At 65.4% G+C, this 24460-nt stretch carries 28 protein-coding genes and 1 pseudogene; 17 read left to right on the plus strand and 12 right to left on the minus strand.

Features of this window, described 5'->3' with window-relative positions; all coding sequences use genetic code 11:
- Positions 1-25: 25 nt before the first annotated feature.
- On the minus strand, positions 26-568 hold the full coding sequence (locus LKE06_RS12280) for a GtrA family protein (RefSeq protein WP_227998741.1): 543 nt from the start codon (positions 566-568) through the stop codon (positions 26-28).
- An 81-nt stretch (positions 569-649) separates the two neighbouring features.
- Between LKE06_RS12280 and LKE06_RS12285 the strand changes: the two genes are divergently transcribed.
- The 5 genes from LKE06_RS12285 (at position 650) to LKE06_RS12305 (ending at position 5425) form a co-directional block, all read left to right on the plus strand.
- Entirely contained in the window at positions 650-1825 is a 1176-nt protein-coding gene (locus tag LKE06_RS12285) for a 5-(carboxyamino)imidazole ribonucleotide synthase (protein WP_227999420.1), read from the plus strand.
- Between the two features lie 19 nt (positions 1826-1844).
- Entirely contained in the window at positions 1845-2318 is a 474-nt protein-coding gene (gene purE, locus LKE06_RS12290; protein WP_227999421.1) for a 5-(carboxyamino)imidazole ribonucleotide mutase, read from the plus strand.
- Between the two features lie 4 nt (positions 2319-2322).
- The gene (locus LKE06_RS12295; protein WP_227998742.1) at positions 2323-2988 is read left to right on the plus strand and encodes a TetR family transcriptional regulator; all 666 of its coding nucleotides are present in this window, start codon (positions 2323-2325) and stop codon (positions 2986-2988) included.
- 155 nt (positions 2989-3143) lie between these two features.
- Entirely contained in the window at positions 3144-4304 is a 1161-nt protein-coding gene (locus tag LKE06_RS12300) for an acyl-CoA dehydrogenase (protein ID WP_227998743.1), read from the plus strand.
- A 416-nt stretch (positions 4305-4720) separates the two neighbouring features.
- Positions 4721-5425: a DUF6875 domain-containing protein gene (locus LKE06_RS12305; RefSeq protein WP_227998744.1), complete on the plus strand. Its 705-nt coding sequence runs from the start codon at positions 4721-4723 to the stop codon at positions 5423-5425.
- A 53-nt stretch (positions 5426-5478) separates the two neighbouring features.
- On the opposite strand, the gene LKE06_RS12310 is transcribed toward LKE06_RS12305, so the two are convergent.
- From LKE06_RS12310 to LKE06_RS12320, 3 genes and pseudogenes are all read right to left on the minus strand, one after another.
- Positions 5479-5790 carry a hypothetical protein gene (locus LKE06_RS12310; RefSeq protein WP_227998745.1) on the minus strand — a complete coding sequence of 104 codons (312 nt, stop codon included), beginning with the start codon at positions 5788-5790 and terminating at the stop codon, positions 5479-5481.
- Positions 5765-6058: pseudogene (locus tag LKE06_RS12315) on the minus strand (GNAT family N-acetyltransferase); the annotation flags it as partial. The pseudogene LKE06_RS12315 and the gene LKE06_RS12310, both read right to left, overlap by 26 nt.
- A 54-nt stretch (positions 6059-6112) precedes the next feature.
- A complete protein-coding gene (locus LKE06_RS12320; protein WP_227998747.1) occupies positions 6113-7471 on the minus strand; it encodes an FAD-binding oxidoreductase in 1359 nt (452 codons plus the stop codon).
- A gap of 174 nt (positions 7472-7645) precedes the next feature.
- On the opposite strand from LKE06_RS12320, the gene LKE06_RS12325 reads away from it, so the two are divergent.
- Together LKE06_RS12325 and LKE06_RS12330 are read left to right on the plus strand one after the other, a co-directional pair.
- On the plus strand, positions 7646-7957 hold the full coding sequence (locus LKE06_RS12325; protein ID WP_227998748.1) for a hypothetical protein: 312 nt from the start codon (positions 7646-7648) through the stop codon (positions 7955-7957).
- Between the two features lie 85 nt (positions 7958-8042).
- Positions 8043-8531: a GtrA family protein gene (locus tag LKE06_RS12330; protein ID WP_227998749.1), complete on the plus strand. Its 489-nt coding sequence runs from the start codon at positions 8043-8045 to the stop codon at positions 8529-8531.
- Between the two features lie 21 nt (positions 8532-8552).
- On the opposite strand, the gene LKE06_RS12335 is transcribed toward LKE06_RS12330, so the two are convergent.
- Both LKE06_RS12335 and LKE06_RS12340 read right to left on the minus strand, forming a co-directional pair.
- Positions 8553-9191 carry a Type 1 glutamine amidotransferase-like domain-containing protein gene (locus LKE06_RS12335; RefSeq protein ID WP_227998750.1) on the minus strand — a complete coding sequence of 213 codons (639 nt, stop codon included), beginning with the start codon at positions 9189-9191 and terminating at the stop codon, positions 8553-8555.
- Between the two features lie 6 nt (positions 9192-9197).
- On the minus strand, positions 9198-10037 hold the full coding sequence (locus LKE06_RS12340; protein ID WP_227998751.1) for a maleylpyruvate isomerase family mycothiol-dependent enzyme: 840 nt from the start codon (positions 10035-10037) through the stop codon (positions 9198-9200).
- Between the two features lie 344 nt (positions 10038-10381).
- Here LKE06_RS12340 and LKE06_RS12345 point away from each other — a divergent pair, with 344 nt between their 5' ends.
- The 4 genes from LKE06_RS12345 to LKE06_RS12360 all read left to right on the plus strand — a co-directional run bounded on the left by LKE06_RS12345 (position 10382) and on the right by LKE06_RS12360 (position 13490).
- The gene (locus tag LKE06_RS12345; protein WP_227998752.1) at positions 10382-11500 is read left to right on the plus strand and encodes a Re/Si-specific NAD(P)(+) transhydrogenase subunit alpha; all 1119 of its coding nucleotides are present in this window, start codon (positions 10382-10384) and stop codon (positions 11498-11500) included.
- Positions 11500-11814: an NAD(P) transhydrogenase subunit alpha part 2 gene (locus LKE06_RS12350; RefSeq protein ID WP_227998753.1), complete on the plus strand. Its 315-nt coding sequence runs from the start codon at positions 11500-11502 to the stop codon at positions 11812-11814. The genes LKE06_RS12345 and LKE06_RS12350 overlap by 1 nt, the downstream gene beginning before the upstream one ends.
- Before the next feature lie 17 nt (positions 11815-11831).
- Entirely contained in the window at positions 11832-13247 is a 1416-nt protein-coding gene (locus tag LKE06_RS12355; RefSeq protein WP_227999422.1) for an NAD(P)(+) transhydrogenase (Re/Si-specific) subunit beta, read from the plus strand.
- A 105-nt stretch (positions 13248-13352) separates the two neighbouring features.
- Complete coding sequence (locus LKE06_RS12360) at positions 13353-13490, plus strand: hypothetical protein (protein WP_227998754.1); 138 nt, start codon at positions 13353-13355, stop codon at positions 13488-13490.
- A 19-nt stretch (positions 13491-13509) separates the two neighbouring features.
- On the opposite strand, the gene LKE06_RS12365 is transcribed toward LKE06_RS12360, so the two are convergent.
- Together LKE06_RS12365 and LKE06_RS12370 are read right to left on the minus strand one after the other, a co-directional pair.
- Complete coding sequence (locus LKE06_RS12365) at positions 13510-13749, minus strand: hypothetical protein (RefSeq protein WP_227998755.1); 240 nt, start codon at positions 13747-13749, stop codon at positions 13510-13512.
- A gap of 60 nt (positions 13750-13809) precedes the next feature.
- The gene (locus LKE06_RS12370) at positions 13810-14988 is read right to left on the minus strand and encodes an MFS transporter (protein WP_372477363.1); all 1179 of its coding nucleotides are present in this window, start codon (positions 14986-14988) and stop codon (positions 13810-13812) included.
- 234 nt (positions 14989-15222) lie between these two features.
- Between LKE06_RS12370 and LKE06_RS12375 the strand changes: the two genes are divergently transcribed.
- A complete protein-coding gene (locus LKE06_RS12375; RefSeq protein ID WP_227998757.1) occupies positions 15223-16170 on the plus strand; it encodes an AraC family transcriptional regulator in 948 nt (315 codons plus the stop codon).
- Positions 16171-16185: 15 nt separating this feature from the next.
- Complete coding sequence (locus tag LKE06_RS12380) at positions 16186-16608, plus strand: acyl-CoA thioesterase (RefSeq protein ID WP_227998758.1); 423 nt, start codon at positions 16186-16188, stop codon at positions 16606-16608.
- Positions 16609-16708: 100 nt separating this feature from the next.
- Here LKE06_RS12380 and LKE06_RS12385 read toward each other — a convergent pair whose 3' ends face one another.
- Positions 16709-17512 carry an SDR family oxidoreductase gene (locus LKE06_RS12385; protein ID WP_227998759.1) on the minus strand — a complete coding sequence of 268 codons (804 nt, stop codon included), beginning with the start codon at positions 17510-17512 and terminating at the stop codon, positions 16709-16711.
- Positions 17513-17601: 89 nt separating this feature from the next.
- Positions 17602-18096, minus strand: coding sequence for an Lrp/AsnC family transcriptional regulator (locus LKE06_RS12390; protein ID WP_227998760.1), 495 nt, complete (start codon positions 18094-18096; stop codon positions 17602-17604).
- A 146-nt stretch (positions 18097-18242) separates the two neighbouring features.
- On the opposite strand from LKE06_RS12390, the gene pdhA reads away from it, so the two are divergent.
- The 3 genes from pdhA to LKE06_RS12405 are packed head-to-tail and all read left to right on the plus strand — an operon-like array spanning position 18243 to position 21702.
- The gene (gene pdhA, locus LKE06_RS12395) at positions 18243-19355 is read left to right on the plus strand and encodes a pyruvate dehydrogenase (acetyl-transferring) E1 component subunit alpha (protein ID WP_227998761.1); all 1113 of its coding nucleotides are present in this window, start codon (positions 18243-18245) and stop codon (positions 19353-19355) included.
- Positions 19352-20326, plus strand: coding sequence for an alpha-ketoacid dehydrogenase subunit beta (locus LKE06_RS12400; RefSeq protein ID WP_227998762.1), 975 nt, complete (start codon positions 19352-19354; stop codon positions 20324-20326). The genes pdhA and LKE06_RS12400 overlap by 4 nt, the downstream gene beginning before the upstream one ends.
- Before the next feature lie 38 nt (positions 20327-20364).
- Positions 20365-21702, plus strand: a complete 1338-nt coding sequence (locus tag LKE06_RS12405; RefSeq protein ID WP_227998763.1) for a dihydrolipoamide acetyltransferase family protein — start codon at positions 20365-20367, stop codon at positions 21700-21702.
- 51 nt (positions 21703-21753) lie between these two features.
- Here LKE06_RS12405 and LKE06_RS12410 read toward each other — a convergent pair whose 3' ends face one another.
- Positions 21754-23013: a benzoate/H(+) symporter BenE family transporter gene (locus tag LKE06_RS12410; protein ID WP_227998764.1), complete on the minus strand. Its 1260-nt coding sequence runs from the start codon at positions 23011-23013 to the stop codon at positions 21754-21756.
- Positions 23014-23146: 133 nt separating this feature from the next.
- On the opposite strand from LKE06_RS12410, the gene LKE06_RS12415 reads away from it, so the two are divergent.
- A complete protein-coding gene (locus LKE06_RS12415) occupies positions 23147-23965 on the plus strand; it encodes a sulfurtransferase (protein WP_227998765.1) in 819 nt (272 codons plus the stop codon).
- A gap of 6 nt (positions 23966-23971) precedes the next feature.
- Here the strand turns inward: LKE06_RS12415 and LKE06_RS12420 are convergent, their stop codons facing one another.
- Entirely contained in the window at positions 23972-24334 is a 363-nt protein-coding gene (locus LKE06_RS12420; protein ID WP_227998766.1) for a hypothetical protein, read from the minus strand.
- Positions 24335-24460 lie beyond the last annotated feature (126 nt).

Raw genomic sequence — 24460 nt, forward strand, 5'->3', positions numbered from 1 at the left:
CCGGTTCGGCCGGTGACGTTTCGGTTCAGGTGTGTCCCAGTCGCTCTTCACCGATCAGATCCTCGAATTCCTCGACGATCTGAGTCATTTCGTCCGGGAACACCCAGCGGCGCATCGACCAGAAGCGGAATGCCATCTGCAGGAGATTGCCGATAATGAACGCGCTGACGAAGTCGGCGATGTTCTCGACGGAGAAGCTCACATTCGGCTGCCGCAGATCGAAGACATAACTCGACACCCACAGCGGCACGAAGGCGAGGACCACGCCGATACCGCTGACCACGAAGAACAGCAATGCCTCGTGATGACGCTCCCGGCCGCCGCGATTCTTGAACGACCATTCGCGGTTGAGGATGTAGGACGCGATCACGGCGATAACGCCGGAAATGATCTTGGCCGTAACCGGTTTCGTGTCCAGCACCGTCCACTTCAGGCCGTAGAAAATCCCGCTGTCGATGATGAACGTGGTCGCGCCGACGATGGCGAATTTGATCAGTTCATGGTGCCGGTATGCGATTTCCCGCATCGGCTGGGGCAGGACGCTGACCACGTCGTCGACGAATGACACAAGGTCAGAGTGTACCGGTACCAATGTTTGCCACCCGACATGACAAGATTGCACGACGTGAGGTCCTTCGATCCGTCAGTTATGCCAACCGTCACCATGGTCGGTGGTGGCCAACTCGCGCGGATGACGCACCAGGCGGCTATCGCGCTCGGTCAGCGGCTGCGGGTGCTCGCCGAGAACCCCGACGATCCGGCCGCGCAGGTCAGCCCCGAGGTAGTGCTCGGCAGTCACAGCGACCTGACCGCGTTGCGCAAGGCGGCTGTCGGATCGCATGCGCTGACCTTCGACCACGAGCACGTGCCTACCGAGCACCTGCGGGCGCTGGTCGCCGAGGGCGTGAACGTGCAGCCGCCGCCGCAGGCGCTGATCTATGCGCAGGACAAGCTCGCCATGCGCACGAAGCTGTCGGAGCTCGGACTGCCGGTGCCCGCCTTCACCCAGGTGACGGCACCGGCCGACGCGGTGGCATTCGGTGCCGAGCACGGCTGGCCGATCGTGCTCAAGGCGGTGCGGGGCGGCTACGACGGACGTGGCGTCTGGATGCCGGAGTCCGCGGCCGAGGCCGAGGAGATCGTGACCGATCAACTCGCGCACGGCGTCGCACTGCTCGCCGAGGCGAAGGTGGATTTGCAGCGGGAACTGTCGGCGATGGTGGCCCGCTCGCCCTACGGTCAGGCCGCGACCTGGCCGGTGGTGGAGACGGTGCAGCGCAACGGCCAGTGCGCGGTGGTGATCGCGCCCGCGCCCGGACTATCGGAGAATCTTGCCACCCAGGCCGAAACAATGGCTTTGAACCTGGCGAATGGATTGGGCGTCGTCGGTGCGATGGCCGTGGAACTGTTCGAGACCCACGACGGCACCCTGTTGGTGAACGAACTGGCGATGCGCCCGCACAACTCCGGACACTGGGGCATGGACGGCGCGCGCACCGGTCAGTTCGAACAGCACCTGCGCGCCGTGCTCGACTATCCCCTCGGCGATACCACTCCGCTGGTCCCGGTCACCGTGATGGCGAATATTCTCGGCGCCGCCGAGGCGCCCGCCATGTCGATGGACGAGCGGCTACACCACCTCTTCGCCAGAATTCCCGACGCGAAGGTGCACCTATACGGCAAGAGCGAACGCCCGAACCGCAAGATCGGGCATATCAACGTGCTCGGCGACGATGTCGCTGTGGTGCGGGAAAAGGCTGAGCGTGCGGCACATTGGATGTCGTGCGCGGTATGGACCGACGGATGGGATCCCCACGGTGAGTAACCCGTTAGTAGGCTTGATCATGGGCAGCGATTCCGATTGGCCGACCATGGAGGCCGCCGCGGAAGCCTTGGCGGAGTTCGGGATTCGCTTCGAGGTGGGTGTCGTCTCCGCCCATCGGACCCCGCAGCGCATGCTCGATTACGCGCGCGAGGCCGCGGGCCGCGGCCTGCGGGTGATCATCGCGGGCGCGGGTGGCGCCGCACATCTGCCCGGCATGGTCGCCTCGGCCACCGCCCTGCCGGTCATCGGCGTCCCCGTTCCCCTCAAATACCTCGACGGCATGGACTCGCTGCTGTCCATTGTGCAAATGCCCGCAGGCGTCCCGGTGGCGACAGTCTCCATCGGTGGCGCCCGCAACGCCGGTCTCCTCGCGGTCCGGATCCTCGCCGCCGCCGACCCGGACCTGCGCACGCGCATGGAAAAGTTCCAGGCCGGTCTGGAGGAGATGGTGCGGGAAAAGGACAACGCACTGCGCGCCAAGCTGCTGGGCTAGTCCCGTGGCTCACGATGCGGATGACGCGGCGCGGTTCCGGCTGACCGTGGTGGATCAGGCGCTGCGCTTATTCGCCGAACAGGGGTACGAAGCGACGAGTGTCGATGAGATCGCCGAGGCTGCCGGGATTTCGCGGCGGACGTTCTTTCGGCAGTTCCGGTCGAAAGAGGATGTGATCTTCGCCGATCACGAGTTCCAGTTGGCGCTGGCCGCGGAGTTCTTGACGCAGGCGCGGGGGGATCCGTGGGAGGTCGTGTGCGCCGCGGTGGTGCAGGTGTTCGAGCGGTTCACGCAGTTGCGTGAGATCGCGCAGCGGCGGTATCGGGTGGTGCGGCAGGTGCCCGCGCTGCGGGAGCGCGAGATCGTGACGGTGTTCCGCTACGAGCGGCTGTTCACCGACTATCTGCGCGATCGGCTGCCCGACGCGCCGGATTTGGCGCGGGTGCAGTTCACCGCGACGGTGACCGCGACGCACAACTATTTGTTGCGACGGATGGTGCGCGGTGAATCCGATGCGGGGGCGGCGGACCTGCGGGTCGAGCTGGCCGCGATACCGCGCGGCGCCGCCGGCGGGTCCGGCGCGGATGAATTGGTGGTCGCGGTTTTCCCGAGGGACATGCCGCCGCGACAGATCGCCGATCTTGTGACGCAGCGGCTGGGTAGTCTGTGAACGCCGCCAGCGTGGTGACACTCGGTGCCATGGTGTAACTGCACTTGACGTCGATAGTTGCGCGTATACTCGAAGTCGATCTGGCACTGAGTGCCGACGTGCTGACAGTTCTGGCGAACGCAGCGATCACGACCCGACGACCAGGAGCGTGCCCCATGGCGGGAAACCCCGATTTCAAACTGTTCCAACTCGAGGACTTCCACGACGAACTGCGTGCGGCTATCCGCGGGCTGGCGGAGAAAGAGATCGCTCCGCACGCGAAGGACGTCGACGGCAGCGCTCGCTTCCCCGACGAGGCGGTCGCCGCGCTGACCGCCGCGGGCTTCAATGCGGTGCACGTGCCGGAGGCGTACGGCGGTCAGGGTGCGGACTCGGTAGCCACCTGCATCGTCATCGAGGAGGTCGCGCGTGTCTGCGGTTCGTCTTCGCTGATCCCAGCGGTCAACAAGCTCGGCACCATGGGCCTGATCCTCAACGGCTCCGAGGAGCTCAAGAAGAAGGTGCTGGCGGACATCGTCAACGGCGAAATGGCGTCCTACGCACTGTCCGAGCGGGAGGCGGGCTCCGACGCCGCGAGCATGCGCACTCGCGCCAAACGCGACGGCGACGACTGGGTCCTCAACGGCTCCAAGTGCTGGATCACCAACGGTGGCAAGTCTTCCTGGTACACCGTCATGGCGGTATCCGACGCCGAGAAGGGCGCCAACGGCATCTCGGCGTTCCTGGTACACAAGGACGACGAGGGCTTCGTGGTCGGCCCGCTGGAGCATAAGCTCGGCATCAAGGGATCGCCCACCGCGGAGCTGTACTTCGAGAACTGTCGCATCCCGGGTGATCGCATCGTCGGCGAGCCGGGGACCGGCTTCAAGACGGCGCTACAAACCCTCGACCACACCCGCCCGACCATCGGTGCGCAGGCTGTGGGTATCGCGCAGGGCGCGCTGGACGCCGCGATCGCCTACACCAAGGACCGCAAACAGTTCGGCACCGCGATCGCCGACTTCCAGAACACCCAGTTCATGCTCGCCGATATGGCGATGAAGATCGAGGCCGCCCGCCTCATGGTCTACACCTCGGCCGCCCGCGCCGAGCGTGGTGAGAAGAACCTCGGCTTCATCTCCGCCGCCGCCAAGTGCTTCGCCTCCGACGTGGCCATGGAGGTCACCACCAATGCCGTCCAGCTCTTCGGCGGCGCGGGCTATACCACCGACTTCCCGGTCGAGCGGATGATGCGTGACGCCAAAATTACCCAGATCTACGAGGGCACCAACCAGATCCAGCGTGTCGTGATGTCGCGCGCGCTGCTCAGAGGCTGAGTACCCAAAACCGACGGGTGGTCCGGAAAATCCCCCGGACCACCCTATTTTTTTGGGACCGGACAAACGTTCCTAAGAGATTCAAATCCGTTCGGTTGTTCTATTGTGTCCAAATTGATGCACTTCGGGCATGCGGCTAACAATTGGTAACGCAAATTATGGGGCCGCCAGTTTTGTCAGTGAAGATGGGTAAATGAGTACCGGATTGCCCGAGTGATTCGACATCAGTGATGAGTCAACGCTCTTGAGCTACCTTATCTGGGCTTGACCTGGTCTTATGCATTTCTGTGCTCGAAGATTGAAATTTGTACTCGGATTATTGAACCATTGCCCCGGTGATGCACGTAGCTCATTGCGTATAGGAATCGATGCTACGAGGGTAGATACTTGAACCTCGAGCGTAATGAGGTGAGTTTATGTCCAAGATCATTATTGGACCACAGTCAGGGCTCAAATGGATCCCACTGTCCACTTCTGAAATACCCTGTCCGGATACGAAGGCCACAGTGCACGCGGTCCGGAAGTGGGTCGAGGAGTACCTCACCGCGCCGAGTTCGGACCTTGGGCGCGATGGACCGGTCTGTCCATATTCGGGGCCTTCGATGCGAAAAGACCTGATGTGGGTCGGCCGCATACCCGGTGCGAAACCATGGCCCGACTTCGTCCGGCTCGTAGTCGACGACGCTCTGAACGCGTTGCTCACCCTGGAACCGGTCGAAGGTAACGCGTCCTTGCTGCGCGTCCTGATGACCACGCTGCCCGACTTGCGGGACTACGACCTGATCGACGAACTGCACGCGGAACTCAAGACCAAGTTCGTCGAGCGTGGCGCCATGCTCGGGCAGTTCTATCCGGGATGCGGCCAACCCGGGTTGTGGAATGACAACTTCCATCCGCTTGACGCGCCGATCCCGATGCTGGTCGTGCGAACCATGATGACCAGCGATTTCCCGTTTCTGGTTGGTCGGCCCGAGTGGATGTCTGCCTACATCAAGAAGTTCGCGCCGACGCTGCCCGCGCACATCCGGCGCGAGGTGGTCGGCCGGTTGACCGTCGACGCGACACACGACGCACAGATCGCGAGCGAGCCAATGCCTGCGGGGCGGCACACCTTTGGCTGAACCGGCGGGATCGGTTTATGACACAACGACTTTCGACTGATTCTTTTCCGCTGTCACCGGCCCAGCTCGGCGCGCTGCGGTTCGGATACGCCACCGACCTGTTGGTATCGGCGACATTGACCGCGCCGCTGATCCCCGGCGAACCCATCGGACTCGGAGCACCGCTGCCGGGAACCCCGCTCGCCGAGCGTGCCGCCGAACTCCTGCAAGCCGAGGGCGGCACCTTCGCGGCCATGACCGCCACCGACCTGGAACACCTCTACGCCGACTACCTGCAACTGGTGCGCCAGGTAGCCGACTACCGCGCGGTCCGATCCTGGCAGCGCGCCTGCGGGCGTACTAGGCGACGAGGTCGGCGTATTCACGATGCTCGGCGATGTACTTCTCGACGTACCAGCAGGTGGGGACGACCGTGAAGCCCTCGGCGCGTGACTCGTTGAGCGCGTACTCGACCACCTGGCCTGCCACGCCGAGGCCACGGAACTCGGGGAAGGTCATGGTGTGGTGGAAATCGCGGACCTTTCGGTCCTCGGCCTCGGCGTAATCGGCGTACCCGGCGAGGGTGTCGTCGATATAGATCTCGAAGCGGGTATCGGCGATGTTGTGCTCGAGCCTGGTGGTCATAGTCCGGTGAAACTCCTTCTCGGCCGGGAATGTTCCAGCAGTGTCGGTGCGGTTGTGCCTGGTCTACAGAATCGAGCCAGGATTGAGGATGCTGTGCGGGTCGAGCGCGTCCTTGATACGTCGGGTCAGCGCCATCACGTCGGGGCCGAGCTGATCGGGCAGCCAGGCCTTCTTCAACCTGCCGACGCCGTGTTCGCCGGTGATGGTGCCGCCCAGCGCGATTGCCAAATCCATGATCTCACCGAAGGCCGCGTGCGCGCGTTCGGTCATCGCGGCGTCGGTCGGGTCGTGCACGATCAGCGGGTGGGTATTGCCGTCACCCGCGTGCGCGATGACCGAGACGATCACATCATTTCGTTCGGCGATCGCGGCGACGCCGGTGATCAGATCGCCGAGGCGGGGCAGTGGCACGCCGACGTCCTCGAGCAGCAGCGTGCCGAGTTTCTCCACTGCCGGAATGGCGAATCGCCGTGCCGCGGTGAATGCCGCACCTTCCTCGGGATCCTCGGTGTGGAAGACCTCTGTGGCACCTTCCCGCTGGCATACGGCGACCATGATTTCGGCTTCCCGCCTGGCGAATTCGCCAGGCGCGTCGGAGCGGGCGACCAGCAGGCCGGCGGCTTCGCGGTCCAAGCCCATGCGCATCTCGTCCTCGACGGCGTTGATCGCCACCGCGTCCATGAATTCGAGCATGGACGGCCGCAGCGTCCCGGTGATGGCGAGGATGGCCGTGGTGGCGTCGGTCAGCGTCGCGAACGACGCGACGACGGTGCTCTGCGGCGGTTGCGCGGGTAGCAGTCGCAATGTCAGCTCGGTGATTACCCCGAGGGTGCCCTCGCTACCGACGAACAGTTTGGTCAGCGACAGACCGGCGGAGTCCTTGAGCCGGGGCCCGCCGAGGCGCACCACCGTTCCGTCGGCCAGCACCACTTCCATGCCGAGCACGTAATCGGCTGTCACGCCGTACTTCACGCAGCACAGGCCGCCCGCGTTGGTGGCCGCGTTGCCGCCGATCGAGCAAATCTCGAACGACGAGGGGTCCGGCGGATACCACAGCCCATGCTCGGCAACCGCGCGTTTGACCTCGGCGTTGAGCAGACCCGGCTGGACCACTGCGGTGCGGGTGATGGGATCCACCGTGATGGCGCGCATCCGCTCGGTGCTCAGCACAATTCCGCCGTCGACGGCGGTGGCACCGCCGGACAGTCCGGATCCGGCGCCACGCGGCACGACGGCGATCCGGTGCTGGTTCGCCCAGCGCAGCGTCGCGGCGACATCGGCGGTGCCGGATGCGCGAACGACAGCAAGAGGATTGCCCGCGCCTGGGTCGCGCGCCCAGTCCTGGCGGTATCCGTACAGCAGGTCGGGGTCGGTGATGACCGAGCCGCCGGGCAGCCGGTCGATGAGGTCGCGCACATCCACAGAACTCACGCTACAGCGTGAGGTTCGCCCGTTAAGGCTGGTAGATCGATGGTGTGGATCGCGTCGCAGCGGCTGGTGCCCGCACCGCTTCGGGGGAGACAATGCCACAGCAGGGGGCTTGCTATTCGGGGGCGAGCCGTTTATTGGTCGTACCACAGCTAAGGGGTTGATCGGATGCACGTTGAATCGCACAGCCGCAGGGAATTGGTCGCGGCCATGTTCTCCGGCGATTTCATCGCGGGCGGCATCGATCCCGGCGTGCTGTCTCGCGTTCACGCGGGGGAGCACACCGAATGGCTCACCGCATTGGATCGATCGGGAATGTTCGACAAGCAGACCCTTGCCGAACTGGCCGAGCAGTGGCGTCGCGATCCACGAGTACTACTGGACGCATTGCTGACCGACGCCGACGATGTGACCGTGCGCCGTTGCCTGGCCGGTTGGTCGGCACTCGACCGCAAGCCGCCACGCACCCAACTCGGCTGATCCGACTTGGCTGGCTAGCCCCATCTGACCAGCCGGTTTGCCCGGTGATCACCTGGCGGACACCTGCCGCTGCCATGCTTGCGCCGTGCCCGGCCTCCCGACCACCACCGATACTGTGGCGGACCGATTCACTCGCTGGTGTGAGGCCGTTGTCGCGCGTCTGCCCTGGGGGCTGAATCGTCTTGTCGCGCCGAGTTTCCTCGGCTTCGCGCTGATCAACGGATTCACCTTCGGTGTTGATCTCACTCTGTTGACCATGTGCCACGGCTGGTGGGGACTTCCGGTCTGGTTGTCGGTGACGGTGGCGTATGTTTGCGCGTTCGGATTGAGCTTCGTGCTCAACCGCACCTTCAACTTTCACTCGCACGCGCCGGTCGGTAAGCAGGCCGTGGTGTATGTCGTGGTGGTCGCGATCAACTACGTCGTATTTATCCTCGGTGTCGGCAGCGGGCTGACCGCGCTGGGGCTGGAGTATCACCTCGCGCGGCTGCTGGCCGGTGCCTGCGAGGCGGTCTACATCTACAGCGCGATGCGGTGGGTGGTGTTCCGGCGCGGGGACGCCCAGCTTTCGTGAACCGAATAGGTCTTGCGGCGGCTAGCGCAGAACCTGGACTTCGCCCTCGTCGACCACGATCACCTGGTCGTCGGTGAGCGCCCAATGGGGTGTGCCCTCGGCGCGGTAGCGGGCGGCGAGGCGGTTGCCGTAGCCGTCGGGGTCGGTGGCGGAGTCGATATGCGGAACGATCGCGCGATCGACCAAACCCAGCCCGTCCCACTGTGGTTCGACACCGCAGGTCGGCGCGACCTCGGCGGGGTCGTCCATGTCGTCGAGGCCGTGTAGGTCGGGTGTCATGACGCAGGCGCCCGCGCTATAGCCCGCGTACACCAGTGCGTCGGCGGCCAGTAGTTTCTTCAGTACGAGATCGGCTCCGCTGCGGGCGAATTGGGCGCGCAGCACGAAAGTATTGCCACCGCGCACCCACACCAGCGGGAATTCGGCGAGTGTGCGTTCCAATTCCGTTGTCCGGCCGATGAACTCACGCAGGTCGAGCGTTTCAGGGGTGTAGCCGAGCTGATGCAGCGGCACCGTATCGCTGGTGACAGCGCCCGCCCGAGCGGCGGGCCAAGCGTCACACGCGTTGGGAATCACCGCGACTCGGCCGGGGGTGCCGACCAATGCCGCGAGCCGATCGTAATGCGCGCCGAATCGGTAGCTGGACAGGAATAGTCGCACCGCGACTCAGATCGTGAAGGCCAGATTGCGCACCAATTGATGGCCGAGCTGTTCGTCACCGGTGACGGCGATGTCGTCGAGGTGCTCCTCGGCCGCGGTACGGCCACCGCCGAGGCGAACGAAAAGCCCCGAGTCCAGGCGTATTTCGACGGTGGCGGGCTCGTCGAACGCCTCGACATAGCCCGCGCGGCCTGTCACCTGGATGTGCAGTGTCCGCGCCAGCGGACCGGTCAGCTCGAAGGTGATCCGGGCGCCGTCCGGCGCCTTGCCGCCCTTGACGACCACGCGGGGAATCGACGCAGCGAGTTCGGCGAAGGCCAGCTCGCCACGCCTGCCGCCCTCGTCGACGTGGACGCCGAGGGCATCGGCGATATCGAACTCGTGCATCCAGCAGTCGAACAGTCGCACCCGCATGAACCGGCCGTAGGCGACCTGCCCGATGGGTGAGGGCGTTTCGGCCTGCCATTCGGCATCGCCCATGGCCGCGAGGGCTTTGCGCCTGCGATCGGTGACGTCGCGATAGAGCTCGAGCAGCCGGGCGCCGGGCAGCGGCCGCAACCGGTCGACCCAGATCTCATTGAGTACAGCGGTTTCGTTCCGCACGTGTGCGAGCGTGCGCACGTCGACCTTCTCCCGCGCCGGATCGTGCGCGGGCGGACGCTCGCCGAGCAGCCATGATTCGGTGCCGATGACATGGGCGACGACGTCGAACACCGTCCAGTCGGGCAGCGTGGATGGTGTGTGCCAGCGGTTTTCGTCGATATCCGAGACCAGCGCCGCGATCGCGTCCCACTGTTGCGACAGTGCGGTGGTCAGCTCGGTGCGGTCCAGCGTTGGATCGGTCATCGCTGTCTTCCTTCCTGGGTGTCCAGCGGGCTGCCCGCTCTGAAGGCGCACAGGGGGTCGTCCTCCTGGACCTTCGTCGCCGGAGCCTCACCTGCTGCGACGCGGCAGAAGACGCAGTCGTTCACATCGCCGACCATACGGCGTACGAGCAGGGCGGCGTATCCGGAATCGGCCAGGAAACGGAAATTCCGGCGCAATCCGGCGTGAATGTGTGACGGGCATCTCAGCTAGGCTCACCGCCAGCCGGGTACAGTTGCGAGGATTTGGGAGAACTTACTCTGAAGTAACATCGTCCGGCCATTGACCGGTTGCTTGAAGCTCACCACGAGAAGGAAGTCTGACAAGTGGAGACAACGCAGAGCGTAGGCGATCAGCCGCCGCGCGGAGCGCGTGTCGGAGTCGTTCGCGAGTCTAACGCGGGCGAGCGGCGTGTCGCATTGGTGCCCAAGATCATCCCGAGTCTGCGCAAGCATGGCGTGGAAGTGGTGGTCGAAGCGGGTGCTGGTGGGGGTGCGCTCATTCCTGACGCGGCCTATGTCGAGGCAGGCGCGACGATCGGCGACCCGTGGTCGTCCGATGTGGTGGTGAAGGTCGCCGCGCCGAGTGACGTGGAGGTGGCGAAGATGTCGAGCGGGCAGACCCTGATCGGCTTCCTCGCCCCGCGTAATGCCGATAATCAGATCGGAGCGCTGAAATCCGCTGGGGTGCAAGCCTTTGCGGTGGAGGCGATTCCGCGAATTTCGCGTGCGCAGGTGATGGACGCGTTGTCCTCGCAGGCCAATGTCTCGGGGTATAAGGCGGTTTTGCTGGCCGCGTCGGAATCGACACGGTTCTTCCCGATGCTGACCACGGCGGCGGGCACCGTGAAGCCGGCGACTGTGCTGGTGCTCGGTGTCGGTGTCGCCGGACTGCAGGCGCTGGCCACGGCCAAGCGCCTCGGTGGCCGCACCACCGGTTATGACGTGCGGCCGGAGGTCGCCGATCAGGTGCGTTCGGTGGGTGCGCAGTGGCTGGATCTTGGTATCGACGCCGCCGGGGAGGGTGGGTACGCGCGTGAGCTCACCGATGCGGAGAAGGCCGAGCAGCAGCAGGCCTTGGAGGACGCGATCAAGGGCTTCGACGTGGTGATCACCACCGCGCTGGTGCCGGGTCGTCCCGCACCGCGGCTGGTTACCGCCGCCGCGGTCGAGGGCATGAGGCCGGGCAGCGTGATCGTGGATCTGGCCGGTGAGACCGGTGGTAACTGCGAGCTGACCGAACCCGGTGAGACCGTGGTGAAGCACGGCGTCACGATTGCCTCGCCGCTGAATCTGCCCGCGACGATGCCCGAGCATGCCAGTGAGCTGTACTCGAAAAACATTGCCGCGTTACTGGAACTGATGCTGGTCGACGGGAAGCTCGCACCCGATTTCAATGACCAGGTGCTCGCCGATTCCTGTGTGACACGTGAGGTGGATGCCTGATGTACACCGAACTTCTCGCGAACATCGCGATCCTGGTGCTGTCCGGGTTCGTCGGGTTCGCGGTTATCTCCAAGGTCCCCAATACTCTGCACACGCCACTGATGTCGGGCACCAACGCGATTCACGGCATCGTGGTGCTCGGTGCGCTGGTCACCCTCGGCAACGTGCAGGATCCGTCGGTGCTGACGCAGATCATTCTGTTCGTCGCGGTGGTGTTCGGAACGCTGAATGTCATCGGTGGTTTCGTGGTGACCGACCGGATGCTGGGCATGTTCAAGGGCAAGAAGGCCGCACCGGTGAAGGCGGACAAGTGATGCATACCTTCGACAATGTGACCTACCTGGTCAATGGCCTCTACATCGTCGCGTTCGGCATGTTCATTTACGGCCTGATGGGCCTGACCGGGCCGAAAACCGCGGTGCGCGGCAACCTGATCGCCGCGGTCGGTATGTTCATCGCCGTGGTCGCGACCTTGATTTCGGTGCGCCACACCAGCAACTGGATCCTGATCATCGCCGGGCTCGTGGTCGGTATCGCGCTGGGCGTGCCGCCGGCGAAGTTCACCAAGATGACCGCCATGCCACAGTTGGTCGCCGCGTTCAATGGTGTCGGCGGTGGCACGGTCGCGCTGATCGCCTGGTCGGAATTCATCAATTCCCAGGGCTTTTCGCACTTCGATGAAGAACCGACCGTGCACATCGTGGTCGGCTCGTTGTTCGCGGCGATCATCGGTTCGGTGTCGTTCTGGGGATCGTTGGTCGCGTTCGGCAAGCTGCAGGAGATCCTGCCAGGTCGTCCGATCGGCCTGGGAAGGCTGCAGCAACCGTTGAACCTGCTGCTGCTCGTCGGCGCCATCGCGGCGGCGGTGGTGATCGGCGTCGGCGCGACGAATGACGGTGTGTCACAGGTGTGGATGATCGCGGTGCTCGTGCTGGCCGGTGTGCTCGGTCTCGCGGTCGTGCTGCCCATCGGTGGTGCGGATATGCCCGTGGTGATCTCACTGCTCAACGCGTTGACCGGTTTGTCGGCAGCGGCGGCTGGTTTGGCGTTGAACAACACCGCGATGATCGTGGCGGGCATGATCGTCGGAGCGTCCGGCACCATCCTCACCAACCTCATGGCCAAAGCGATGAACCGGTCCATCCCGGCGATCGTGGCCGGTGGATTCGGTGGCGGTGGCACGGCGCCCGGCGCGGGTGGTGACGGCGAGGCCAAGCAGGCCAAGGCGACCAGCGCGGCGGACGCGGCGATCCAGATGGCCTACGCCAACCAGGTCATCGTGGTGCCCGGCTACGGCATGGCCGTCGCTCAGGCCCAGCACGCGGTCAAGGAAATGGCCGCCCTGCTGGAAGCAAAGGGCGTCGAGGTCAAATACGCCATTCACCCGGTCGCCGGTCGCATGCCCGGTCACATGAATGTGCTGCTGGCCGAGGCCGAGGTCTCCTACGACGCGCTCAAGGAAATGGACGACATCAACGGCGAATTCAGCCGCACCGATGTGGCCCTGGTGATCGGCGCCAACGACGTCACCAACCCTGCCGCCCGCGAGGACGCCAGCAGCCCGATCTACGGTATGCCCGTCCTCAACGTTGACCAGGCCAAGAGCGTCATCGTCTTGAAACGCTCCATGAACAGCGGCTTCGCCGGTATCGATAACCCACTGTTCTACGCCGACCACACCTCCATGCTCTTCGGTGATGCCAAGAAGTCCGTCGGCGCGGTCACCGAAGAACTGAAAGCGCTGTAACAAGCGAGAACGGCCGGTGCGCGGTAGCGTTCGAGCCGCTCACAATCCCCCGGCGCACGAGCTCTCTCAGGCCCGCACCGGGGTTGCCGAAGCCCGCTTCCGTTCGTGGAAGCGGGCTTTCGGCGGGCAAAGCGCCTGCGCGACGCGATCGGCGACAGCTTCACCATGGACTTCACCACGCTGGCGGTAAACGCAGCGCGAACCAGCACCGATCTGAGCGGGTGGATGGTGGAGGACGAGTAAGTCCGAAGCCTGGTCAGCTCTAGCGGATGTGGTGTTCGCGCGACTCGATCGCTTCCTTCGCTTCTCGCAGGCCGGCGGTGGGGTCCAGTTCGCGATAGAGCTTGATCGCCTGAATCTTCTTGCCCTGCTGGATGAGTTCGTCGATTTCGGCGTGTCCGAAGGTCGCGCTCGGGTCGGTAATGCCGAGGTGTTTGATGACCAGGTCGAGCTTGCGCTCGAGGCGTTCGATCTTGCGCTCGAGTCTGTTGTTATCAAACATCTGTCGAACATACCGATAGTTTCGGGGCACCGCGGTGTCCCGCGCGGATGCCGCCGGTGCTCAGCGCTGTTGCGGGGCAACCACACTGGCGTAGCGGCTGCACAACAGCACCGCGACAAGCGGAACGCTCATGGCCGCGGTGAGCGGGATGACGGCGGTGAGCCAGCCGATCACGGCGGGGCCGGCGAGCAATCCGAGGTAGCCGAGCCCGACGACTCGGGACATATCTGTCGCGGGCCGGTCGGAGCCGAGATTGCCTGCGGCGGTGAATATTTGCGGGATGCCACCGGAAAGGCCGAGCCCGGCCAATGCCCAGCCGAGCAGGCTCAGCGGTAACCAGCCGGACACGATGATCAGCCCGATCCCAAGCGCCGCCATCGCGTTGCCGTAGCGGACCACCGCGACGCGCCCGACCGCACCGCTGAGCCGATCGGCCGCGAACCGGCCCGCGGTCATGGTGACGGAGAAGGCGCTGAACGCCAGCGCCGCGGTGGCCTCGGCGACACCGAGGTGCTCACGCATCTGTAGCGTGCTCCAGTCATTGGCGACGCCCTCGGCGAGCAGCATGGCGAAGGCGATAGCAGCCAGCGCCAGCACTTTTCGATTCCGCTTCGAACGCGCGGGTGTCACGGCGGACACCGCCGATTCGTCGGGCACTTCCGAATCGGAGCGGGCGTCGCGCAATAGCCGTGGCACCACGACAAACGTGACGACGAGTCCCACGATCGACGCCAGCGTCAACGTCAATCGAACGTCCCAGCCGGCCCGCAATGTCGCCGCGCCGATCAGCGAGCCGAGTAGACCGCCACCGGAGAACAGGGCGTGGAACGCTCCCATGATCGGGCGTCGATAGGCCCGTTCGACATGTACCGCTTGGGTATTCATCGAAACGTCCAACGCGCCGTTGCCGAAGCCGAAGCAGGCCAACGCGACCGCGAGCGTGATCGCGCCGGTGGCCAGGCCCGGCCCGAGCACGGCGAGCGAGACGATGCCGGCCGCCGCGCCGACCAGCGTCCGACTGCCGAGCCGATCGGCGAGCGGTCCCGCGATCCGCATACCGATAATGCCCGCACCGGCCATCAGCAGAATGAACATGCCGAGTGTGGATTTCGAGACGCCGGTGCGGTCGGTGATGGCCGGGATGTGCACCACCCACATGGACAGCAGGAATCCGTTCAGGGCGAAGACGACGAACACCGCAGCGCGGGCGACGCGGACCTTGGGGGCGACCGTCGAGATTGTCACCGTTCGACGGTACCGACGATCGTTGCCGGACGCGTCGGTCCGCGTATTTTCATCACCCGTCGATGTGCCACCCGCCGGTGGCGGCGCTCTCGCGTGCGGATATTCTGCGAAATCCTTTGGCTCGCAGCCGAGTGTGCGCCGGACCCCGTCGGCGGTCTCGGAGTTCCAGGCTGAGACGGAACATGGTTCAGCGTCTCACCGGCATGTGCATTCGTCTAGTGTCGTGGAGTGGATGTGCTCGCCAGTCTGCTTGAAGGTCCACGCGCCCGTGGTGCGTTCGTAATGTGCTCGCTGCTGGATCCGCCGTGGTCGCTGCGCATCCAGGACGAGGCCGCGCTCACGGTGGTGTCGATGATCCGCGGTACCGGCTGGATCATCGCCGAGCCGGGCGCGCGGGCGGCAGCGCCACGGCGGCTGAACACGGGTGACCTCGCCATCGTGCGCGGACCCGATCCGTACATCGTCGCCGACGAACCCGGTACCGAACCGCGGATCATCATCGATCCCGGCAATGTGACGAAGACTCCGGACGGTGAAATCCTCTGTGAGACACTCGATCTCGGCGTGCGTCAATGGGGCACCGATCCGAACGGCGCGACCATGATGGTTACCGGCACCTACGAAGGCGTCGGTGCGGTCAGCCAGCGGCTTTTACGTGCGCTGCCACCGGTCGCCGTGCTGGCGCGCGGTGATCTCGACACTCGGTTGCTCGACCTGCTCGTTGACGAGGCCACGAAAGACGAGCCAGCGCAGAGCGCGGTGCTCGACCGGCTACTGGACTTGCTACTCATCACGGCGTTGCGCGCCTGGTTTGCCCGCGATGACGCGCCCGCTTGGTATCACGCCTACCGCGATCCGCTGGTCGGCAAGGCGCTGCGCCTGCTGCAGCACAACCCGGCGCACGGCTGGACGGTGGCGAGCCTGGGCGCGGCGGTCGGAGTGTCCAGGGCGGCGCTGGCCCGCCGGTTCACCGATCTGGTCGGGGAGTCGCCGATGGCCTTCCTTACCGAATGGCGGCTCGCACTGGCCGCCGATCTGCTCGCCGAGTCCGACGCGACCGTGGAATCCATTGCGCGGCAGGTCGGTTATGGGAGCGCCTTCGCGCTGAGTACCGCGTTCAAACGGCACTTCGGGGTCAGCCCGCGCGACCACCGCCACGGCGTCACCCCCCGCTGAGCTATCGTCGGCCGGGTGACGCAGCAGTATCCAGTGCTCTGGCCGGTACCGACGCGGTGGGCCGATAACGACCACTACGGCCACGTGAACAACGTGACGTACTACTCGTACTTCGACACCGCCGTCAACGCGTGGCTGATGCGGGCCACCGGCACCGACATCCGGGAACTGCCCGCACTCGGCGTGGTCGCCCAGACCTCCTGCCAGTATCTCGGCTCGCTGAGCTTCCCCGACCAACTCCAGGTCGGCCTGCGCGTCTCCCGCCTCGGCCGCTCCAGCATCACTTATGACCTGGCGATCTTCCGTGAAGACGGCACCACCCTCGAGCTGGCCGCCACCGGCACCTTCGTCCACGTCTACGTCGACACCGAAACCCGCGAACCCATCGAGATCCCCGAGATCATCCGCACCGCCGCCGCCACACTGATCACGGACTGACGCAGCTCGAGGTAGATGTAGCCAGCCAGGGCCAGACGATCGACGAGGCGCCGAGCGATCCGTGAGAGGCGGTTGCGTTGCTCCATCCGGGTGGCCGTGGCTAGTTTCGCAGGGCAGCCTGGAAACGGCGCATGCCGTTGAGCCAGCGGTCGTAGTCGCCGCTCTTGTGACGGTACATTTCGAGGACCTCCGGGTGCGGCAGGATCAGGAAGTGTTCGGCGGACACGCCTTCGATGACGATGTCGGCGACCTGTTCTGGGGCGAGGACCGCGCCCGCGGTGGTGACGGCTTTGATTGCCAGTTCGGCGGCGGCGGTCTCCTCGGGGATTATGCCGCCGCGAAGCAGTTGCGTGTCGACGCCCATCGGGCATACGCAGCTGACGCGAATTCCTTTGTCTCCGTAGGTGACCGACAGCCACTCGGCAAAGCCGACGGCGGCATGTTTGGTGACCGAGTAGGGGGCGGAGCCGATCTGGGTGAGCAGCCCGGCGGCCGACGCGGTGGTGATGAAGTAGCCGCTGCCACGCTCGAGCCAGCTCGGCACGAGGAGCCGGGCGGCGCGTACGTGGGCGAGGACATTGACCTCCAGCGCGGCCGACCATTGTGCCTCGGTGCTGTCGAGCCCGGGGCCACCCCCGATCCCCGCATTGGCGAAATACAGGTCGACCGGACCGAATTCGGCCTCGGCGCGATCGATGAGCCCTTGAATCACCTTCTCGTCCACGACATCGCCGCCGATCCCTATGGCGTCAGCGCCGAGGGAATCGGCAACCGCGGCAACGGCATTCGAATCGAGGTCGGCGAGGACCACTCGCGCTCCGCCGGTGACGAGCCGTCGCGCGAGCGCCGCCCCGATCCCCGCTCCGGCCCCAGTGACGATCGCAACCTTGCCCGAAATCTCCATGTCCGCACCCTAATGGGCGCTGTCGGAAATGGATGTTGCCGGACGTCATCCGGTCAGTGTGAACGTGTGCCGGAATCCGGCGGCCTACTCTAGTTCGATCGAGACAGTCGGTCGAGCAGTGGCGCGGTGCGCGGGCCGACCAGTTGGCGCATGACCAGCGCCATATTGGTGCGTTCCACACCGGGAATCTTCAGGATCTGCCCGGCGATTCGGTACAGGTCATCGGCGTCCCTGGCGACTACCCGGACCGTCAGATCGGTCGAGCCGGTCATACCGCACACCTCGGTCACCTCGGGCACCTCGGCGAGTTCGTCGACCGCCGAATCGAGTTGATGCTGGTCGACGACGACGGCGACGAACGCCGACAGGGGGTAGCCCAACGCGCGGGGTTCGACTCGCCTCTCGAACCCGCCGAGCGCCCCGTTCGCCTCCCAGCGCGACAGCCGAGCCTGCACGGTATTGCGCGACAGGCCGAGCCGGGCGGCCAGCTCTACGCCGGTCGCGCGCGGGTTGGTGGCCAGTTCCAGCAACAATCGCGCGTCGGTGCTGTCCAAGCTGGCATCGACGGGTTCTCCACTAGACATACAACGCAGTATGGCATCGAGTGGCTCTGCCCAATTGGGCATTCTGCTCATTCTCATATTGCGCACTTGCGCAGTCAGCTTTCAGGTGGATGCTGAGTGATGTAGGACACATGCGCCCGGCGTCGCAGCTGAGGAGGCGATCACCGATGTCAGATAGGTCTGACTATCCGGTTCAATTGATCCAGCCCGACGGTCGCCGTGTGTTCGACCGTGAGCACGCCGCCGTGGTCGCCGACATCGGACCCGAACAACTGCGTGCGCTGTATGAAGATCTGGTCGTGACCCGCCGGATCGACGTCGAGGCAACCGCCCTGCAACGCCAGGGGCAACTCGGATTGTGGGCCCCGATGCTCGGACAGGAGGCCACCCAGGTCGGGTCCGCGCGAGCGCTGCACGCCGATGACTACGTTTTCTGTAGCTACCGCGAGCATGCCGTCGCCTACTGCCGCGGCGTCCAACCGGCCGAGCTCACCAGAATGTGGCGCGGGGTCGCGCACTCCAACTGGGATCCCGGCGCGGTGAACATGACCAACCCGAACATCGTCGTCGGCTCGCAGGGCCTGCACGCCACCGGATACGCATACGCCGCACATCTCGACGGCGCCGAGATCGCGACCATCGCCTACTTCGGCGACGGCGCCACCAGCCAGGGCGATATCGCCGAGGCGCTCGGATTCGCCGCGAGTTGGAGCGCTCCGGTGGTGTTCCTGTGCCAGAACAACCACTGGGCGATCAGTTCGCCGGTCCGGGTGCAGAGCGCCACTCCGATCGTGCGTCGCGCCTACGGCTACGGCATCCCCGGTGTTCAGGTCGACGGCAATGATGTGCTCGGGGTACTCGCCGTGACCAGGCAGGCCGTCGCGCGGGCGCGTTGCGGCGGTGGTCCGTCGTTCATCGAGGCGCTGACCTACCGGATCGGCCCGCACACCACCGCCGACGATCCCACCCGCTACCGTAGCGCCGCCGAAACCGAACAGTGGCAGCGCCGCGACCCGATCGACCGGGTGCGCAAGCTGCTGGAGCGAGAGTCGTTGTGGGACAAGGAGTTCGAGCGCAGTGTCGGCGCGCACGCCGACGAGGTAGCCAACCAGCTGCGCCGCGCGACGATCGACATGCCGGATCCAGCGCCGTCACAGCTGTTCGATCACGTCTACGCCACCCCGCATCCGCTGATCACGCAGGAACGCGGGGACTACGCGGAGTACTCGGCCGGTGATCCCGGCGAGTCCGCCGCGCGACTGGAAGGAGTCCGCACATGACCACCACCTACGCGGCCGCGCTCAATATCGGGCTGCGCCGGGCAATGGAGGACGACCCGAAGGTCGTACTGATGGGTGAGGACATCGGTCGCCTCGGCGGGGTATTCCGGGTGACCGACACGCTGCAGAAGGATTTCGGTGACAATCGCGTCATCGATACCCCGCTGGCCGAATCCGGCATTATCGGAACGGCTTTCGGCATGGCACTGCGCGGCTATCGGCCGGTATGTGAGATCCAGTTCGACGGATTCGTATACCCGGCGTTCGACCAGATCGTTTCGCAGGTGGCCAAGGTTCACTACCGCACGCAGGGAAAGGTGCTGGTGCCCATCACTATTCGCATTCCCTTCGGTGGCGGGATCGGATCGGTGGAGCACCATTCTGAATCGCCGGAGGCGTACTTCGCGCATACCGCCGGGTTGCGGGTGGTGACGCCGAGTAATCCGGCGGACGCGTATCTCATGATCCGCCAGGCGATCGCGCTCGACGACCCGGTCATCTTTTTCGAACCCAAGCGGCGTTATTGGGACAAGGCCGATGTCGACTTCGGTGCGCCCGATGAGCCGGCGTTGGACAAGGCGAGAGTGTGTGTCACCGGCGACGATGCCACCGTCGTCGCGTATGGCGGCACCGTGGCCACCGCGCTGACGGCCGCGAAAATTGCTGCCGAGGAAGGTCATTCGCTCGAGGTGATCGACCTGCGCAGTCTTTCGCCGATCGATTTCGACACCATCGAGGAATCGGTCGCCAAGACCGGCAGGCTGGTTGTGGTGCACGAGGCGCCGGTGTTCGCCGGGCTCGGCGCCGAGATCGCCGCCCGGATCACCGAGCGCTGCTTCTATCAGCTGGAGGCGCCGGTGCTGCGTGTCGGTGGGTTCGATATTCCGTATCCCCCGGCTAAGCTCGAACGCCACCACCTGCCCGACGCCGACCGTATCCTCGCGGCGCTCGACCGCTCGCTTGCCGCCTGACCGCTCTGTACGAGGTTCCTGTGGAAGATTCTGCGCCCGTGGACGATTCGGGTCACATCCTGGAATTACGGCTGCCCGATCTCGGAGAAGGACTCAGCGATGCCGAGCTGGTGTCGTGGTCGGTGGGCGTCGGCGACCCGGTGGAGTTGAATCAGACGATCGCGGAGGTGGAGACGGCCAAAGCTGTGGTGGCACTGCCATCGCCGTTCTCGGGGACGGTGGTCGAACTGCTCGCCCAGCCCGGCGACACTGTACCGGTGGGCGCGCCGCTGATCCGGGTACGCGCCGAGCAGGACATCGCGACGACGGCCGAGGTCACGACACCGCAGGACGGAGCCGGGCATGCCTCCGTGCTGGTCGGCTATGGGCCCGAAGGGGAATTCGTCTCGCGCAGGAGTCGACCGGTGTCATCGGAACCCGTTTCTGTACAGGCGAATACAGAGGCCGGCGAACCGCAGACCAGTCGGGTGGCGGCGACTCCGGCGGCACGCAAACTCGCCCGCGAACTGGGTATCGACCTCTGGTACGTCGCGGGGTCCGGGCCCGATGGCGCGGTGACCGTCGACGATGTGCGTGGCGCGGTCCCGCTCTCACAACCGCGAGCCGACGCCACCCGTACCGCAGCCGCCGCGCCGACCAGTGCCGGCGCGCCCGGCGGCATCGTAGCGCCCACCGACCGCGAAGAGCGCACCCCGATCCACGGCATCCGCAAACGCGCCGCGGCGGCCATGGTCGCCAGCGCCCGCACCATCCCGCAGGCCAGCACGTTCGTCACTCTCGATTGCACCGCGTCGATGGAGCTGCTCGACCACTTGCGCGCCACCAAGTCGTTCACTGGTCTCACGCTGACGCCGCTGTCGTTGGTCGCCAAGGCCGTCCTCGCCGGGCTCACGGAATTTCCCGCCATCAATGCCTATTGGGATGAAGCGAATCAGCAGATCGTCACCAAGCGGTATGTGAACCTTGGCATCGCGGTCGCCACCGACCGCGGCCTGCTGGTGCCCAATCTCAAGGAAGCGCAGGCGTTGAGCCTGCGTGAGTTGTGCCGGGAGATCGGGTGGCTCGCCGACACCGCGCGCTCGGGCAATGCCACACCTACCGACCTGCGCGGCGGTAGCTTCACCATCACCAATGTGGGAGTCTTCGGTGTCGACATCGGGGTGCCGTTGGTCAATCCGGGCGAGGCGGCCATTCTGTGCCTCGGTTCGATCCGCAAGCTGCCCTGGGTATTTCGCGACGAACTGGCCATCCGCTGGGTCACCACCCTCGGCATCAGCTTCGACCACCGCATGATCGACGGCGAACTCGCCGCGCGCTTCCTCGCCACGGTGGCGGGTCTGCTCGAAGATCCACTTACCCTGCTGAGCCGCGTCTGACCTGTATGACGGCCGCATCGCTCAGGCGGCGTTGAGCGGTCTTCCCAATGGTCAGTCCTTTCGGTACGCAAGCACCTGGCGGACGACCAATCCGGCGAGCAGAGCCCAGAAGGCGGCACCGATGCCGACGAAGCCGACGCCGGATGCGGCGATCAGGAAGGTGACCGCGGCCGCCTCGCGGTGCTGTTCGGATTTCATGGCGCCGGTCAACGCCGCCGCGAGAGTCGCTAAAAGGGCCAGGCCCGCAACTGTTTCCAGGGTGCCGCTCGGTGCGGTGGCGATGAGTGTGACCACCGCGGCCGAGCCGAGTGCCACGATCAGATAGGTGGCGCCCGCGGTGAAGGTGGCGATCCAGCGGCGCTTCGGATCCGGGTGCGCGGCGGGTGCCGCGGAAAGAGCGGCGCTGATGGCGGCCAGGTTGATCGCGTGACCACCGGCGGGAGCGCTGAGCATGGTGCCGATCCCGGTGACCGTCATCGACGCACGCCACGGCACCCGATATCCGAAGGAACTCATTACCGCGGTCCCGGGAATGTTCTGTGAGGCCATGGTGACGACGTACAGCGGGATCGCGACACCGATGATCGCCTGCCAATTCCAGTGCGGCAGCGTTAGTTCGAGCGAGGGCGTCATCGCCGCGAGATCCAGATGTTTGTGTTGCACGGCGATGCTGATCCCGGCGCCGATCGCGGCGGTGGCGAACGCGGCGATTACCGCCCAGCGTTTGGCCACGCGCTGCAACACCAGCCAGACAACGATCACCGGCACCACCACCGCCGGACTGGTCTGCACCGCTTTCACCGGTGCCAGGCACAGGGGCAGCAGTACTCCGGCCAGCATGGCCTGTGCGATCTCCACTGGGATGGCGGCGACGAGCCCGCCGAGCCGCTGCCACAATCCGGTGATCACGATCAGCACGCCGGTGATGGCGAACGCACCGACCGCCGCCGCCCAACCGCCCGCCACCGCACCCGTACTCGCGAGCAGCGCGGCGCCCGGCGTCGACCAGGCCAAAGTGATCGGCATCCGATACCGATAGCTCAGCAGCATCATGCCGACGGCTGGGATCACGCACAAGGCGAGCAGCCCGGAGGCGGCCTGGGCCGATGTCGCGCCGACTGCGGTCAAACCGCTCAGGACGACTGCGAACGAGCTGGTGAATCCGACTAGCGCGGTGACGACGCCCGCGCCCAACGGGTGCGCGAGCCCGACCTTCGATGGTGTTTCGATATCAGATGTTGACGGCCCAAGGGGTGCTTGCTCGGCTTCGGGCGCGGTAGGCACAGCGGGCACCGGAGAAACCTGAGACATTCCCCGGATATTGCCGTGGCCAGTTGCGGATGTCACCAGCCAGTGCCCCGAAACTGGTCTGAATTCCCCGCCTCGGTGCGTAGGGTGGTGACGTCGATGATCGAGGTGGGAGACTCTGAGGCGAGGAGCTGTGGTGAGCGCGGTACTTATCTCGGCAGGGGGGTTGCGGGAAGCCTTGGCGGACAATCGTTTCCGACTGCTCGATGTCCGCTGGGCACTGGGCGACCCGGACGGTCCGCAGCACTATCTCGACGGTCATATCCCCGGCGCGGTGTTCGTCGATCTGGAGACCGAACTGGCCGCGCCACCGTCACCGACGCGCGGCCGTCATCCCATGCCCGAGCTGGCGCAGCTGGAGAAGTGTGCGCGCAGCTGGGGTATCCGAAACGGCGATCCGGTCGCCGTCTACGACGCCACCGGCGGTATGGCGGCGGCGCGCGCATGGTGGTTGCTGCGCTGGGCCGGTATCGCGGACGTGCGAATCCTCGACGGCGGCCTGCCAGGGTGGACGAACGCGGGCGGCGAGCTCGCTACCGGCACCGAGTCCGACCCCGAAACGGGTGATGTCGAACTCAGCCCGGGCCACCTACCGACCATCGATGCCGACGCCGCGGCGAAGTGGGACGGCGTTCTGCTCGACGCGCGCGCGGGGGAGCGCTATCGCGGTGAGACCGAGCCGATCGATCCGCGCGCCGGCCACATACCCGGTGCCCACAGCGCACCGACCGCGGCGAACCTCGGCACCGACGGCCGATTCCTCGCCGCGAAAGAACTCCGCACCCGTTTCGCCGAATTCGGATCCGGTCCGGTAGCGGTGTACTGCGGCTCCGGCGTCACCGCGGCCCATCAGGTCGCGGCGCTCGCCATCGCGGGCGTGCCCGCCGCGCTCTACCCAGGTTCCTGGTCGCAGTGGTCGAACGACCCGAAACGACCGGTCGCAACCGGCGCCTGAGCGGTCTCACAACCAGGCGCGCGCCAACAGATCATCTTCGGCGACCGTATTCGCGTGTGGCGGGAATCTGGTGGCCGCGATTGATTCGGTGTGCTCGCCGTCATGCCCGATCAGCCATGATCCGCCGCGTTCCTCGCACTCGGCGATCTTGGCGAAGGTGGTGAGTAGGAACGTGATCGCCTCACGAGGATCCATGGTGCGGGCCAAGCGTTGTGATTCACCGGGACGAGTCTGGTCCAGCCACACGTCGCACAGACCGTCCAACCGCATTCCGACGATCGTGGCGGTATTGATAAAGGTGAATTTGCGTCGTTCCCACGGCGTTGTCGGTGTGAAGCTCTGCTCGAGTACCTGGAGCAGAATCGTCATGCTGCTGCCCTCCGTTTCTCGGCCTTCCATTGCAATGACCAGGGGATATCCAAGTATGTTCCGAAATCGCCCACATCGCCAGTTCCTCTCACTTTCGAACCGGCCTATCGCGAGCGGCACATGGTC

The organism is Nocardia australiensis (assembly GCF_020733705.1).
GTDB classification, from domain to species: Bacteria; Actinomycetota; Actinomycetes; order Mycobacteriales; family Mycobacteriaceae; genus Nocardia; species Nocardia australiensis.